General features: G+C 61.6%; 11 protein-coding genes and 1 pseudogene. 5 read left to right on the top strand and 7 right to left on the bottom strand.

Annotation, left to right across the window (positions count from 1 at the left end; all coding sequences use genetic code 11):
* Positions 1-327: 327 nt before the first annotated feature.
* Complete coding sequence (locus C1A35_RS34470; protein WP_104668729.1) at positions 328-3,513, bottom strand: ATP-binding protein; 3,186 nt, start codon at positions 3,511-3,513, stop codon at positions 328-330.
* A gap of 351 nt (positions 3,514-3,864) precedes the next feature.
* On the opposite strand from C1A35_RS34470, the gene C1A35_RS34465 reads away from it, so the two are divergent.
* The 4 genes from C1A35_RS34465 (at position 3,865) to C1A35_RS34450 (ending at position 9,371) form a co-directional block, all read left to right on the top strand.
* The gene (locus C1A35_RS34465) at positions 3,865-5,469 is read left to right on the top strand and encodes an ABC transporter substrate-binding protein (RefSeq protein ID WP_104668728.1); all 1,605 of its coding nucleotides are present in this window, start codon (positions 3,865-3,867) and stop codon (positions 5,467-5,469) included.
* Between the two features lie 217 nt (positions 5,470-5,686).
* A complete protein-coding gene (locus tag C1A35_RS34460; protein ID WP_104668727.1) occupies positions 5,687-6,703 on the top strand; it encodes an ABC transporter permease in 1,017 nt (338 codons plus the stop codon).
* The gene (locus C1A35_RS34455; protein WP_104668726.1) at positions 6,700-7,527 is read left to right on the top strand and encodes an ABC transporter permease; all 828 of its coding nucleotides are present in this window, start codon (positions 6,700-6,702) and stop codon (positions 7,525-7,527) included. Before C1A35_RS34460 ends, C1A35_RS34455 begins: the two co-directional genes overlap by 4 nt.
* On the top strand, positions 7,524-9,371 hold the full coding sequence (locus C1A35_RS34450; RefSeq protein WP_199773106.1) for an ABC transporter ATP-binding protein: 1,848 nt from the start codon (positions 7,524-7,526) through the stop codon (positions 9,369-9,371). The genes C1A35_RS34455 and C1A35_RS34450 overlap by 4 nt, the downstream gene beginning before the upstream one ends.
* 287 nt (positions 9,372-9,658) lie before the next feature.
* Here C1A35_RS34450 and C1A35_RS34445 read toward each other — a convergent pair whose 3' ends face one another.
* From C1A35_RS34445 to C1A35_RS34425, 5 genes are all read right to left on the bottom strand, one after another.
* The gene (locus tag C1A35_RS34445; protein WP_104668724.1) at positions 9,659-10,468 is read right to left on the bottom strand and encodes an ABC transporter ATP-binding protein; all 810 of its coding nucleotides are present in this window, start codon (positions 10,466-10,468) and stop codon (positions 9,659-9,661) included.
* Positions 10,469-10,565: 97 nt separating this feature from the next.
* Complete coding sequence (locus tag C1A35_RS34440) at positions 10,566-11,270, bottom strand: ABC transporter permease (protein WP_104668723.1); 705 nt, start codon at positions 11,268-11,270, stop codon at positions 10,566-10,568.
* Between the two features lies 1 nt (position 11,271).
* Positions 11,272-11,955 (bottom strand): ABC transporter permease, encoded by a 684-nt coding sequence (locus C1A35_RS34435; RefSeq protein WP_104668722.1) that lies wholly within the window; start codon positions 11,953-11,955, stop codon positions 11,272-11,274.
* A 64-nt stretch (positions 11,956-12,019) separates the two neighbouring features.
* The gene (locus tag C1A35_RS34430; protein ID WP_104668721.1) at positions 12,020-12,802 is read right to left on the bottom strand and encodes an ABC transporter substrate-binding protein; all 783 of its coding nucleotides are present in this window, start codon (positions 12,800-12,802) and stop codon (positions 12,020-12,022) included.
* Between the two features lie 40 nt (positions 12,803-12,842).
* A complete protein-coding gene (locus tag C1A35_RS34425) occupies positions 12,843-14,021 on the bottom strand; it encodes a M20 aminoacylase family protein (protein ID WP_234823120.1) in 1,179 nt (392 codons plus the stop codon).
* 48 nt (positions 14,022-14,069) lie between these two features.
* On the opposite strand from C1A35_RS34425, the gene C1A35_RS34420 reads away from it, so the two are divergent.
* On the top strand, positions 14,070-15,092 hold the full coding sequence (locus C1A35_RS34420; RefSeq protein ID WP_199773105.1) for a LysR family transcriptional regulator: 1,023 nt from the start codon (positions 14,070-14,072) through the stop codon (positions 15,090-15,092).
* 114 nt (positions 15,093-15,206) lie between these two features.
* Here the strand turns inward: C1A35_RS34420 and C1A35_RS36925 are convergent.
* Positions 15,207-15,323, bottom strand: a pseudogene (locus C1A35_RS36925) (LysR family transcriptional regulator); the annotation flags it as partial.

Below are 15,323 nucleotides of genomic sequence, written 5' to 3'. Positions count from 1 at the left end.
TACGTTTCGTGGGTGGCATAACCTTTCCAAATGCACCACACACGCAACGTGGCCTATTGGCGAGGCTGTGTGGTTGAGTTCGTTATGCTGGTGCCGGCGCCCTGGGGGAGCCGCACCAGGCGGCCCAGCTTTTGCGTGACGGCGGTAATGCGAAACCCGGCGTGCTCCACTCAGGCCGGGTGATCTCACGTGTTCTTTGCGATGAGCCTCTGAGCTTCCTGCGACTATTGCGCGCCCCGTTCGCGGCAGGTGAGCCGGTTCTGTCCTGGATCGAAGAGGAAATCGGCGCGGCCGAAGGAACGTGAACCGCGGCGACGTTCCACGGTGTCACGTCTTGCCGATTTTTCTCAAGCGGACGCGGTTCGCGGCCGCGGCGACCACGTTTCCCTTAAGCTCGTAGAGATGCACCGCTTCACACGCAGCAGCGACCGCCTCGTCGCATCGGCAGGACGCCTCGAGCACGTGCGAGAGGTCGACCAGTGCGTCCGCTCGCTCGTTCACGAAGTCGGTCGCTTCGGCAATCGTCAATGCTTCGCGCGCGAGCGTCTCCGCCGCCTCGATCTCATCCCGCCGCGCGAGCACGCGTGCGCGCACGCGGCGCCATCGGATCTGCGTCAGTAGGTCGCCACGCGCACCCAACCGGGCGCTAACCTCAGCAAGGGCTTCGGCCTCCCCGTCGCGTCCTTGTTCGAGAACCACCAAGGCGAGGGTCGCTGCCATAGTCGAACGGAACGCGCGCTCGCCCATCTCCTCGAGCGCGCGATACGCCGCTCGCGCGCTCTCCTCGGCCGCAGCCGGATTCCCGGCGAGCAGCTCTACGACGGCCTCGTGCTCGGAAGACGCCACGTAGAGCGTGAGGCCGAGATCGGCGTAGATGGCGTTGCTCGTTGCGATCAGCCTGCGAGCGATCGGGAAGTGACCGGCAATCGCATTAAGGCATGCGAGTTGGCGGAGGATCGCTGCCTCGGACTCGAGGCTTTCGCCTACCTCCGCGCGCATCGCCTCGCAACGACGAATTCCCTCGGCGGCCGCGATAGGCCCAAACCATAGGGAGGACGCGACCCACGTAAGAATCTCGCAGTATTCATGCTGATCCCCTGCTCGTTGCGCATGGGTCGCCGCGCGCTCCCACGCAGCCGCAGCCGCCTCGCCGCGAGCGCCGTTAAACAATAGCCACGCTTCGAGCCGCCGTGCGCGGCACAGGCCGAGGTCGTCCCCGAAGCCCTCAAAGATCGGGATCACTTCGGCCGCCGCGTCTGCTGCCTTCTCCAGCCCGCCCTCTTCGCCCAGGAGAAGGCGGAGGAACTGCCGCTGGACGAGCACGTGCGCTGCCAGTCGCTGGTCGTCGGCCTTGGAAGCCAGCGAGTCCGCCTCGTCGAGCGCGCACCCAGCATCATCTAGCCGGCCGCTTTCGATCAGCGCACCACTCAGCTCAGCGAGCAGCGCGATCCGCCGTGGATCATCTGTGGGAAGCAGTCGGGAAACCCGATTGAGCAGGCTGATCGCCGCCGGCAGGTCACTGCGAACGAGCGCTCGCCGCCCGGCTGCCTCGAGCCGCTCGCATGCCCGGGCGGCAAGCGAGGCCGCGTGCGCGTCGCGCGGGCCGAGCGCGACACGGTACTGAAAGACCTGTTCGAGGTGGTAGCCGACAATCTCCTCGAACTCGCGCAGCCGGTCCTTGGCTGTTAGCTCGAGCCAGGTGGCGAAACGTTCGTGCAAGTCGGCGCGCACGTTCTTCGGCAGTGAGCCATACGCGGCGTCGCGGATCAGGACGTGACGAAAGCGATAGGCCTTCTCGTCGACGAACGACGGTGCCTCCGGGCGAATTAGATCCCGGTGGACGAGTGCGAGCAAGCCGTCCTCGAGTGTCTCGGGCACGGGGCCGGCGAGCTCGGCGACGGCGCTCCGATGGAATACAGCGCCTTCGACCGCTGCGGCCGTCAGGATAGCGCGCTCGAGGGGCGGGAGACTCTCGAGGCGGGCGGCGAGAAGCGCGTTAATTGTCGAGGGGACCGGCAGTTGGGAAAGGTCGGGACGGGCGACCCAGCAGTCCTCGTTGCGTCTAAGCAGGTCTTCATCAACGAGCATTGCCACGAGCTCTTCCGCAAACAGCGGGTTACCGCCGACGGCGCTCGTGATCATCAACTCCACCGCGGGTGATAGCGGGAGTCGGTCGAGCAGGTTCAAGATCATGTCGCGGGATTCCGCTTCACTCAGCGGGTCAAGCGCGATCGTCGTCGCATTCGGCTTCTTGCGTCCCCAATCGGGCCGCGTATCGAGCAATTCTGGTCGTGCAGTGCCGACAATCACTATTGGGAAACCGTGGGAGAAATCCACAAGATGCTCGATGAAGTCCAGGAATGTCGGCTCGGCCCAGTGGAGGTCTTCCACCACGATCACCAGCGGGCGTTCTCGTGCGTACATCTCGAAAAGCCGCCGGACGGCCCAGAAAGTCTCTTCGCGGGTGCCTGGGTCGCCCTCGCCGAACCCAAGCAATTCCGCTATCCGTTCGGCGATGATTTTGGCCTTGTCGACTCCGCCGAGGATTTCCGCAATCGCCGCGACGGACTGCTCGCCGGGGTCGTCGCCCCCAACGCGCGTGACCTCCCGGACGATGTCTGCAAGCGGCCAATAGGTAATGCCGTCGCCGTAGGGCAGACATCGGCCGTGCGCGACAAGCATCTCGCCCGGAAGGTTTCCCGCGACTTCCGAGACAAGCCGCGATTTCCCCACGCCGGCCTCGCCCAGGACAGTCAACAGGTGGCAGGCTCTGTTGCTGGCCAAGTCACCAAATATGGTGCTGATCATCGCACGCTGGCGCTTGCGTCCGACGAACGGAGTCTCGAAACGGCGTTGGAAGCCGGTGGCACTGGCGATGATGCTTGCCACGATGATGGCAGGGAACGTCTCGCCGTGCTTGCCCTCGCGCGGGCTGCCTGACTCCACAACAACGGCGTGGCGAACAAGCTTGTGGGTTGCTTCTCCGATCAGGATCTCGTTGACCGTCGCTGCCTCCTGGAGGCGCTTTGCAACGCGCAGAGCTTCACCGGCAAGAAATCGATGTCCCTGTCTGTCGATGCCCGTAAAGACCTCACCGGTGTTGAGGCCAATCCGATGAGCCAGCTGAACGCCCCAATCCGCTTCAAACTCTTGGTTGAGCGTCGCAAGTGTGTCGCGCATCTCGACAGCGGCCGTTGCGGCCCGCAGGGCGTCATCCTCGTGAAGCGTCGGCACTCCAAACACGGCCATGATCTCGTCACCGACGTATCGCTCCACGACTCCACCGTAACGCTGGATGATAGAGGTCATCTCGTCAAAGTAGCGCGCGAGAAGGTGCCGGAGCGCCTCCGCATCGAGGGTGAGGCTAAGGCGTGACGAATCTACGATGTCGGCGACAAGAATTGTTATCGTCTTCCGAACGTCCTCCGCCGGTTTTCGCCGCGGCTCAGGCCCGGCCGTCGCAATGCCCTCGGCTCCGGTAAGACTTTGGCTCGGTCGTCTGATCACCGCCATGCCTCCAGCTCGCGCCGTGTCGGCTTGGCGCGGGTTTTGAAGCTTGCCATGGGGTCCGGGATGAACTCCATGTGGGCCTTCAATCTGTTCTGGGTCTCGGGCATGCTAGCACCTGTTTCCTCGGCGCTCCAGCCGCTCGCGTGGCTGAAAGAAGCGGCCGCCTCGTCGGACAGACCGGAAGCCTTCCTGTGCTATGTTTCGGAATGCGAGAGCCCGTCAGTTCGCCCTCGCCAAAATCGGACACGGCCGTGCAATGGCGAACGGCTACTTCCTTTGCACAAGCGACATTGACTGCGGATTGCGCAATACTGGGCCAGCCTGTGCGTCAGGATTTCACCAAGGGAGGGGCAAATGGCAATCGGGGTGACACGGCGTGGCATTTTAGTCGCTGGAATGACGCATGCCGCCTTCGTCTCCATCGTGGGAACCTTCACGATGGCGCCTTCGGCAAAGGCAGACGAGCAGATTGAATCGATCACGTGGGCTCTGCCTAGCATCCCCGATACGCTTTTCATTCCGCATGCCTGGATGACCTATACGGGCGCGATCATGTCGCTCGTCCAGGAGGGACCGCTAGCCTTTGGCAACGATCTCGGTCTTGAAGCCGCTTTGGCCGACAGGTGGGAGGTGGTCAATCCGACGACGATAAAGTATCACCTGCGAGGCGGCGTCAAGTTCGGCGACGGAAGTCCGCTCACCGCTGACGACGTTGTCGCCACGTTCAGATATCACATGAGCCCGGATTCAGGCTCACAACTGGCTTCTTTCTACAATTCGGTGGCGACGGTCGAGGCGAGCGCTCCTGATGAGGTGACCGTCAACCTGAAGGCACCGAACGTGCAGTTCGCCTTTACGCCCGCCCATATGGCGGGTTTCGTGTTCAAGAAGGAACAGCTCGCGGACAAGAGGATCGGAACGCCCGAGGTGCTGCCGCTGGGGACTGGCGCCTACAAGCTTGTTGAATTCGTTCCGGCAGATCATGTCCTCCTCGAGGCGCGCGACGACTACTGGGGACCGAAGCCAGTCGTCAAACGGATCACCTTGAAGGCGATCCCAGACCGAACGGCTCGGCTTCTCGCCATGCAACAAGGTGCGATCGACGGCACCTTCGATCTCGCCATCTCCGACGTCGATCAGTGGGAAGCGCTAGAAAAGGTCGATGTCGTCGACGAGCCGTCACTCGGCGTATACTTGCTGACTCTGGACCATTCGGCGCCGCCGTTCGACGATATCCACGTGCGTCGTGCCGTTGCCTATTCGGTGGATCGGAAAGGCCTGGTCGAGGCGCTTCTCAATGGCAAAGGCGAGGCAGCGACGGCATTGAACCCGCCCGAAATCTGGTCGGGAGTGTTGCCCTCCGACGAAGTTCGCGCATTCTACGCTACGCTATCGCCGAACTATGCGTTCGACCTGAAAATGGCAAAGGCCGAACTCGCACAGTCCAGGTATCCGGACGGTTTTGACGTCACCATCGAAGCATCGACCGCCGATCCCTACATGGTCAACATCATGCAGTCGGTGACCGAGAACCTGAAGCAGATCGGTATTCGCGCTCGCGTCCAGGAGACCGACAACAACACTTGGTTCACGAACTACATCAACCACGACAAGCTAGGCATGCGGATCATGGCTTACTATCCGGACTTCGCCGACCCGGCCAACTACCCCTCGCTCTTCTTCTCAAGTGCGAATGCTCAGAAGGGCGGTATGAACGGGTCGAACTTCAAGAACCCCGAAGTCGATGCGCAATTGACGAAAGCCAACGAGAACCCCAACCCGGGGGCGCGCGCCGATGCTTTGAAAGAAGTCTTCAAGATCGCCAACAACGAAGTCGCCGTTGTGCCGATCCTCTGGCCTGCCTCGGCAATGGCCATCAACAAAAAGTACAAGCTCTCCGGCTACACCGCCTTCTGGTACAACATTCCGTGGGCGATGCGCGGTTTCGGTCTGAGATAGAGCGATCGCCGGGCGTTCGGCGACGTTTTCGCTGCAGAGCCTGCGCGGTGCCAGCCAGTTACTCGGCTCGACAAGCTGACAACGCAGACATATAGTCCATTGATACAGGAACCGATGCACCCCGCTCGGCCGGGGCGGGAACCATGTGCGGCGCTCCTTCGGAGCGAGTCGTCTTTCCGCGTAGGCCATGGTGTGCGCGAACGGGAGTACCGGCTCGATGCTTGGCGCCGCACCGTCGACTGGTTCGACCGCTATCACAGATCGACCCGGTGGCGGCTCGAGTCTCGTCGTCTTCGTCATGCGACGGCTCGCCGTGACGATCCCACTCCTCCTTATGATCTCCTTCGGCGTCTTCGCTCTCGTTCACATCGCACCCGGCGATCCGGCGAGCTCCCTGCTTGGCGCGCGCGCTTCAGACCCGGCAACGCTCGCAGTTGTCCGCGCGCGTTACCATTTGGACGATCCGTTCCTCGTTCAATATGGGAAGTGGCTGTCGCAGGTGATCCGTGGCGACCTCGGCGTCTCCATCCAGGGTAACCGGGCGGTGACGAGCACCATTGCGGACCGGCTCGGCGTCACCATCATCCTCAGTTTGATGAGCACTACTCTTGTTCTCGGCATCGGTATCCTGCTCGGTGCGGTTGCCGCCTTCCGCTGTGGTACGCGGCTCGACCGAGCGATCGTCATCTTCGGTGTTTTCGGCATCAGCTCTCCCGCCTTCGTCACCGGCATCTTCCTTCTCTACGTCTTCGGTGTTCTGTTGCACTGGTTCCCGGTATTCGGTCCGGGAGAGGGTATCCTCGATCGTGCCTGGCATCTGACGCTTCCCGCATTTGCGCTTGCGACCTCGGTCATGGCGATCGTCATCAAGATCACGCGTGCGGCAATGATTGAGGAACTGGCCCGAGACTACGTCACGTTTGCGCGGGCGCGAGGGTTGAGTTCGCGTCGCATTTTTTTTGCCTACGTGCTCAGGAACTCCCTCATTCCCGTGGTTACGGCAGCAGGGCTCATTGTCGTCGGCATCGTGGCCGGCGCGATCTACGTCGAGGTCACCTTTTCTTTGCCAGGTCTCGGCGCCTTGACTATCGATGCGATCCAGAAGCGCGACATTCCGACGATCCAAGGGACCACCCTGCTTTTCTCTGCCTTCGTCGTGCTGGTCAACCTTGCGGTCGACGTGATCTATACACTGGTCGACCCGCGCATCCGTTTCGGCAGAGTTGAGTCATGAGCGCCCCAGCCATCAGCGAGACACGAAGGCGCGTTCCCATCGTCATTCTGATTGCTGCGCTGATTGTCACTGCAATGGTGATCTGCGCCATCCTTGGGGAAAAGATTGCCCCCGATTCGCCCTTCCTCCAGCGTCTCGGCGTCGGCGACACGCCGCCTTCCCCAGTCCACGTTGCTGGGACGGATCTGCTAGGCCGCGATGTCCTGTCGCGCGTGATCTACGGTGCGAGAACTGCCTTGGTCGGCCCAGTTGTTGTTGCCGCCGGGGCTTTCGCGATCGCGACCCTGCTTGGCCTTCTTTCGGGCTATCTCGGCGGTCTGGTCGATTCTGCGATCATGCGCTGGGTGGATTTCATGTTCGCGTTGCCGGGGCCGCTTGTGGCGATTGTTGTCGTTGGCGTGGTGGGGGGCGGATACTGGACCGCCGTCCTCGTCCTGGCCGTCCTTTTCTCCGCCCCTGATACGCGCATTGTGCGCAGCGCGGTTCTCGAGCAGCGACCGCTTCCTTACATAGACGCCGCGCGCACCCTCGGCATCTCGAGGACGCGTATCCTGTTCGTGCACATCCTCCCGAACATCGCGCCTATCATCCTCGCGTATGTAGTCCTCGACTTTGCCTTCGCGCTGGTCAATCTCGCCGGGCTGTCGTTCCTCGGCCTCGGCGTTGAGCCTGGAACCCCTGACTGGGGTCGGATGCTCTTCGAGAACCGCAGTATCCTCTTCTCCAATCCGGTTGCGTTGCTCCTGCCCGCAGTGATGATCATCCTTACCGCCGTCAGCATGAACCTTATCGGTGACTGGCTGTACGAGCGGTTTGCAAAGTGAAAACGGTCGTGGCGCGCGCAGGTCAGGAAGGTCCGCTCCTCACGGTCGAGGGGCTGGCGATCGCACACGGTGCGGTACCCATTACGACGCCCTTGGACATCGTGGTGGAGCGGGGCGATGCCATTGCGATCGTCGGTGAATCCGGTTCCGGAAAATCGCTCATGGCACGCGCAATCGCCGGCCTACTGCCGCCTGGCATAGTTGCGACAGGCGCTGTTACCCTCGACGGTATTCCCCTGATGCGGCTTGCCGAGCGCGAATTCCGAAAGATCCGCGGGTCTCGCGTGTCGATGCTTATGCAGAATCCGTTCACAATGCTGAATCCGCTCATGCGAAGCGGTGACCACGTTGACGAGATGCTGCGTGACCGGCCCGAGTTCGTCTCGCGGGCCGCAAGAGCGCAGGAGGTGAAAAGACGCCTCGCAGAAGTCGGCATAGTCGACGAGGACGTAGCTCGCCGCATGCCGTTCCAGCTGTCAGGGGGCATGTGCCAGCGCGTCGCACTTGCCGCCGCTCTTGCTCGCGACCCGGACCTGCTCATTGCCGATGAGCCCTCAACGGCGCTCGACGCAACGACGCAGGCGGAGATCATCAAGCTCCTGCGCCGTGTCCAGCGCGAGCGACACATGAGCCTCATTCTCATCACCCATAACCTGCGGCTCGCGTTCTCGACCTGCCGGCGGATCTACGTGCTCTATGCCGGTTCCATGCTCGAAGTTGGCGACGCCGCAACTGTCGAGCGTCGGCCGTTCCATCCCTACACCTTGGGACTTCTGCGCTCCGAACCGCCGGTCGATGTTCGCATGCCTCGGCTCGTCCCGATCCGGGGCTCCGTGCCGCGAGCAGCCGATGTTGCCGACAGCTGTGGTTTCGCCGACCGCTGCGACTGGGTGACGAATGTTTGCCGGACCGGCAAGCCTTCCCTGGCCGCTCGCGATGCGAACCGGTTCACAGCATGCATTCGCCAGGAAGAGATTCAGGGCGAACTCGACGCTCTGCGCATGGCGGCGCACTCGTTCGCGCCGATAACGCCGCGCCGGGAAGCAACCACGGGGGCGCTCGTTCGCGTCGACGCGCTCGTCAAGACATTCTTAGGCAGGCGGAGCCGTCCGATCTGCGCGATAAACGGCGTATCGCTACACATCATGCCCGGAGAAAGCGTCGGCCTCGTCGGAGAATCTGGCTCGGGCAAGACCACGCTCGCGCGCTGCCTCGTCGGCCTCGAAACACCGACTGCCGGTGACATCCTTATCGACGGAATCGCGGCAACGGATTTCGCGGCCATGACGAAGGCTGACCGGGGGCGCATTCGGCGGGCAATTCAGATGATCTTCCAGGATCCCTATTCGACACTAAATCCCAGGCACAGCGTCGGGCAGGCCCTGGGCGAGGCGCTCGGGGCGTCGGCGGGCGCCACCAGCCCAGCCACGCCGGAACGGATCGCGTCGCTGCTGGCGGATGTCGGCTTGCCTGCCGCGTACGCCACGCGCCGTCCGGAGTCGCTCTCGGGCGGCGAGCGCCAGCGCATAGCCATCGCACGCGCACTCGCGGTCAAACCGGCAATCCTCGTTTGCGATGAACCAGTATCTGCTCTCGACGTCTCGGTGCAGGCGCAGGTGCTCAACCTGTTTAGGCGCCTGCAAGCTGAGCACGCGCTCTCGTATCTCTTCATCACGCACGACCTCGCTGTCGTACGCCAGATCGCCGAGCGCATTTATGTCCTCTATTTAGGCGAGATCGTCGAGGAGGGGCCGACGGAGAGCGTCATCAGCAACCCGCGGCACCCGTATACGCGTCGCCTCGTTGAATCGATCCCACGCTCGCTCATTCAACGTGCCCCATGAAGGCACTGGATCCCTACTAGCAGACGTTACTGGGCTCCGGGTTGAGGACGTATTCTTCCGCGAAGGGATCCCACACATTACCGTGACCTGGCACGAAGCGCGGCGCGCGCCTTGACCAGTTAGCATGACCGGCGGAGTAGGTCCGTCTGGAGAACCTAACCGAAGTTCAACCAGATTCAGCTGCGAACAACCTCGAGGCATCTCAAAATCTCCAAGGGGAACCCATTGAAATTATTGGCATGTCGCACTTGAGAATAGAACGTACCCAGTCCGACCAGACAGCTCATTCAAACACGCTCAGCACTGCCCTTCGCTGACACAAACTGCCGGCATCGCTCGCTGGATGGCGAGCCAAAGACCTGCTGCGGATTGCCTTCTTCTTCGACCACGCCCTTGTAGAGGTAGATCACGTGGCTTGACACTTCGCGGGCGAACTTCATTTCGTGAGTGACCAGGATCATCGTGCGACCTTCTTCAGCGAGGCTCCTGATGACCTTCAGCACTTCGGAGACCAATTCGGGATCGAGCGCCGATGTCGGCTCGTCGAACAACATCACCTCCGGCTCCATGCACAGCGCCCGGGCGATTGCCACGCGCTGTTGCTGGCCGCCCGACAGAAAGGCCGGATACTGGCCGCGCTTGTTATAAAGGCCGACCCGATTCAGCAGCGCTTCGGCCCGTTCAGTTGCCTCTGCCTTACCGACGCCTAGTACATGAACCGGCGCTTCGATCAGGTTTTCAAGCACCGTCATGTGCTGCCAGAGATTGAAGCCCTGGAACACCATGCCGAGGCGGGTGCGAACGCGCTCCAGTTGCCGGCGATCAACCGGCTTCGTCTGGCCGCGCTTCTGTTCCAGCTTCACCTGTTCACCCGCAACGGCAATCGACCCGCCACTCGGCATCTCCAGGAAGTTGATGCAACGCAGAAACGTGCTCTTTCCCGATCCCGAAGAACCGATCATCGAAACGACGTCGCCCTTGCGGGCGCATAGCGACACGCCCTTCAATACCTCGAGCTGACCGTAATGCTTGTGAAGATTCGTGACGTTTACCGCGATCGGCCGGTCGTCCGTTGCTGTGTTTCTGTCGATGGTCATTCTGGCTCCTTCGGAACTCATCAAACAGCGACGAACGTCTCCTCTGACGCGCCATTGTCGCCGTAAGGCATGAATTTTCGTGTCTGAGGTGTGGGTGCTACGCCCGCGTAAAGGCAAGCAGCCGGCGTTCGGCCACGCGAAACAGGGAGATGAGGGTGAATGCGATGACCGCGTAAATAACCGCGGCGATCGAGAATGCCTCAAAGGAGGCATAGGTCGCCGAATTCACATCGCGAGCGACTTTCAGGATATCCGGGACCGTCACCGTAAAGGCAAGGGTCGTCGCATGCAGCATAAGGACCACCTCGTTGCTATAGACCGGTAAGGCAAGGCGAAGCGCCTGCGGGATGACGATGCGACGGTAAAGCGTGAAGGCCGACATGCCGCAGGCACGGGCTGCCTCGACCTGTCCATGTGGAATGGACCGGATGGCGCCTGCGAAAATCTCGGTCGTGTAGGCACAGGTGCAAAGCGCAAAGGCGAGGATGGCGCAGTTGATTCCTTCGCGGAAGAAGGGGCCGAGCAGCTCGCTCGAGCGGACAAACTCCAGGTTATAGATGCCGGAATAGATGATCAGCAGCTGCACATACAACGGCACGCCGCGAAACACGTAGGTGTAGAGCCATACCGGTCCGCGCAAACAGGGATTGTCCGATGCCCGCGCGACGGCGAGCGGCACGGCCAGCACGAAACCGATTGAGAGGGAGACGATGAGCAGCCATAGCGTCATGGCGGCGCCGGTGATGCTGTATCCATCTGTAAAGAGGTAAGCCCGCCAGTACTCGTGTACGATGTCGATCACGTTATCCCCTCCTGAAGCCGATGGAGTAACGGCGTTCCATCAGGATCAGCGCTCCGTTCGAGATCGTGGTGATGGCGAGGTAGATGAAGGCGCAGATGACGCTGAAATAGAAGAACTGCATGGAAGCCTTGCCGGCGTCCTGCGTCGCCTGCAGCAGGTCGTTGAGACCAATGATCGACACCAATGCCGTCGCCTTGATCAGGACCTGCCAATTGTTGGCGATGCCGGGGAGCGCAAAACGCATCATTTGCGGGAACAATATCCGGCGGAACGCCAGCCAGGCGCCCATGCCGTGGGCGACCGCTGCTTCCATCTGTCCGCGCGGCACTGCGAGGAAAGCTGCGCGGAATGTCTCGGTGAAGTAGGCGCCGTAGATGAAGGACAGGGTTGCGATCCCGGCGGCGAAAGGATCGATGTCGATCTGTTCGACTGACATCCAGTCGGTCAGGCGGTTCAAGAGGATCTGCAGGCTGTAGAACAGCAGCAGCATCAGGACGAGATCCGGCACGCTGCGGATCAATGTCGTGTAGGCCGTGGCGATCGCGCGCAGCGGCCGGGAACGCGAAAGCTTGGCGCTGGCACCGATGAGCCCAATGATCAGGGCCACAGCCATCGACAGCAGGCCGAGCTTGATCGTTGTCCAGGTGCCGCCAAGCATCAGCGACCCGTAGCCATCGAGAAACATGTTTTTTCTCCCAGACTGGACGGATGGCCGACCGCGGAGACGCGGGCCGCCATCCGTGGCCGCGTTACTTCGAGCGGATGTCGAAATCGAAGTACTTGTCGTTGATCTTGCTGAAGGTGCCATCGGCGACGATCGTCGCCAGCGCCTTGTTGAAGGCGTCGCGCAGGGCCACGTCGTCCTTGCGCAGACCGATGCCGTCACCGACTCCGAAATACTCCTGGTCGCTGATGCTCTTTCCAACGAATGCGAAGTCCTTGCCCGAAGGCTGCTTCAGGAAGCCCTCGCTTGCAGACAGCTGCGACACGAAGGCAGCGTCGAGCCTCCCGCCGACCAGGTCGGCGTTAACAAGATCCGGATTCTGGTAGGACACCACGTCGACACCAGCCGGCAGTAGCTTTTCCTTGGCATAGGTTTCCTGGGTGGAGCCCTGCTCAACGCCAACGCGTTTGCCCACAAGGGACTCTGGCGTCAATTGCAGTGGGCTGCCCTTCCTGGCGAGAAGCCGCGACGGGCTGTTGGAAATCGGGTCGGAGAAGGCGATCTGCTCCTGACGCTTCGGTGTGATCGACATGGATGATGCGATCGCGTCGAACTTGCGAGCCTTCAGCGACGGGATCATGCCGTCCCAATTGCTCTCGACCCAAACGCATTTCGCCCTGATTTCAGCACACAGCGCCTCGGCGATATCGACGCCGAAGCCGGCGAACTTGCCGTCCGGCGTCTTGAACTCCATCGGCGGGAACGTCGGATCGATGCCGAGCTTGATTGTCTTTCCGGCGAAGTCGTCGGCTGCGGCGCCGGAGGCGACCGACAGGGTCAGGTATGCGATGGCGAGCATTTTCTTCATGTGTCATTTCCCCATTTTTGTTTGGATTCAGATGTTGTTCTCAGACCGCGTCGCGAACCGGGACCGCGAGAAAGCGTTCGACAAGCTTGACCCAGTAGGTGGCGCCGACCGCGAGCACATCGTCGTTGAAGTCGTAGCCCGGATGATGAAGAGGCAGGCTGTCGCCGTTGCCGGTCACGAGGTACGACCCTGGACATTTCTCCAGCACGAAGGCGAAATCCTCGCTGCCGGTAATGGGGCGCAGGTCGTCGATGAGGTTCTCCTCGCCGAACCATTCGCGCGCGACATCACGGGCGAGGTTGGTTTCGGCCGCTGAGTTCACCAAGACCGGGTACAGGCGAACATAGTCGATCTCGGCGGATGCGCCGAAGCTCGCCGCCTGCGCGTGAACGACTTCGGCTATGCGCTGCTCCAGGAGTTCGCGTATTTCGCGCTTCAGGGCGCGAACCGTCAGGATCATTTCGGCCGATTGCGGGATGACGTTGGACACCACGCCCGCATGGATGGAGCCGGCGCTGATGATCGCCGTTTCCTGTGGGTCGACGTTGCGCGACACGATGGTTTGCAGCGCCATGACGATCGCGCTGCAGACAAGGATCGGGTCAATTGCCTTGTGCGGCACCGCGCCATGACCGCCGCGTCCATGAATACGAACCGTAACCGTGTCGGCGGACGCCAGGAACGGTCCGCCAAGGAAGCCGAACTTTCCGACCGGGACGCCTGGCATGTTGTGCAAGGCAAAGACGGCATCGCAAGGAAATCTCTCAAGCAATCCATCTTCAATCATCAGGGCCGCTCCGCCCTTGCCTTCCTCCGCCGGCTGGAAAATCAGGTGAAGCGTGCCGGAAATCGCCGAGGTCCGGGCGATGTGGCGCGCGGCTGCGAGCAACGTCGCCGTGTGTCCATCGTGGCCGCAGGCGTGCATCTTGCCGGCGTGGAGGCTGGAATAGGGAAGATTGGTCTCTTCCTCGATCGGCAAAGCATCCATGTCGGCGCGCAAACCGACCGATGGACCGATCCCGCGCCGCAGCGTCCCGACGACGCCAGTGCCACCGAGGCCGCGCGTGACCTCATAACCGCATTGGGTCAGGTACTCCGCCACCAGTTCACTGGTAGCGAACTCTTCAAAACCAAGCTCGGGATTGGCGTGGATACGGCGGCGAAGCGCAACGGCTTCTGAATGGACTGCCGCAATCTCCGGCAAGACATGGCTTTTCAAGATGGCAACTCCTCTTCTGTCCGGCCGCTCCTCCCCAGGACGCCGACAGTGGATTTGGCGGAATGGCGTTGCCTTGAAAAGACGATAGTTTATTGTGGTGACAACGATCTGTTGTCACCTTGGCCCATGAAACTGCATCAAATCCAGGCGCTCGTCGCCAGTGCCGAGACAGGTAGCATCCGTGCCGCGGCACGCTCGCTTGGCATTTCCCAGGCCGCCGTCACCCGTGCGCTTCGCGAACTGGAGGCGTCGCAGAAGCTGCCATTGCTGGTGCGCGCACCGAGCGGCCTGACGTTCACGCAGTTCGGGTCGGCGTTGCTGACCCATGCAAGGCTGGTCTTGAACCAGCTCGATCTGGCCGAAAACGAATTGGCCGAGATGCGCGGCCGAGCCGAGGGGAAGCTCTGCGTGGGTATAACACCCTGGGTGATGCACAGTTTTCTGCCCGAAACGATCATGGATTTCCGAAGGCAAATGCCTTCCGTTCGCCTGGAACTCTATGAAAGCTTGATGGCCATCACGCAGCCGCTGCTGCGGGACGGAACCATGGACTTCGTCGTGGGCTATCTGCAGTCGTCGGTGACCGAGTTCGTGAGCGACCCCTTGCTCACCTACGAGACTGCCGTTCTCGTGCGGCGAGACCATTCACGCCGGGACAGCCGTTCCATCCACGACTTGCTCGACCAGAACTGGGCGCTGAACTACGCGCCCGACGGACACGACGCGCTGATGGACCATCTGTTCTGGCGCTTCGGCGCCAACATCGAAGAACACCAGATCGTCCGTGCCCACTCGTCGTCGATGATGCAGACGCTGGTGGAAGCCGGCATGTGCACCTGGTCGCCCGCGGTCCTCAGCCGCATGCCGCCTTTCGTCGATCGCGTCGTCACCGTTCCTCTCCAGGAACAGTTCGAGCCACGGCTGCTCAGCATCATCACGCGGCGAAACAACACCCGCAGCAGCGCAGCCGCATGTTTCATCGATTGTCTCCGAAAGGTCATCCGCCGGCGCTCGCGCTCAGGCAACAAAGAGGAACGCCAGATCTTCGACACGCTGACACTTATTGCGTGAGGCAAATAGTGAACTTGGCCAGGATCGCAGGACCGGAAAACCGAAGGACAAACACGGCAGGTCAGCCTGAACCTCGCTTCCCATAGCTCAAGAAATCGCTTCATTGCATTCCCCTCACCTTCCCGGCCGCGCCAGCGACCGGGCAATGTCGATAACATCGTCCCTCGCCGCCGTCGGGTCGTCCTTGTTCCAGGCAACGCCCAGCCCGATCTTCAGATCGACACCGCGCAC

Source organism: Ensifer adhaerens (genome assembly GCF_002940685.1).
Classification (GTDB): domain Bacteria; phylum Pseudomonadota; class Alphaproteobacteria; order Rhizobiales; family Rhizobiaceae; genus Ensifer; species Ensifer adhaerens_E.
Note: the sequence above shows the minus strand (reverse complement) of the source record. Positions and strands in the feature narration are given on the sequence as shown.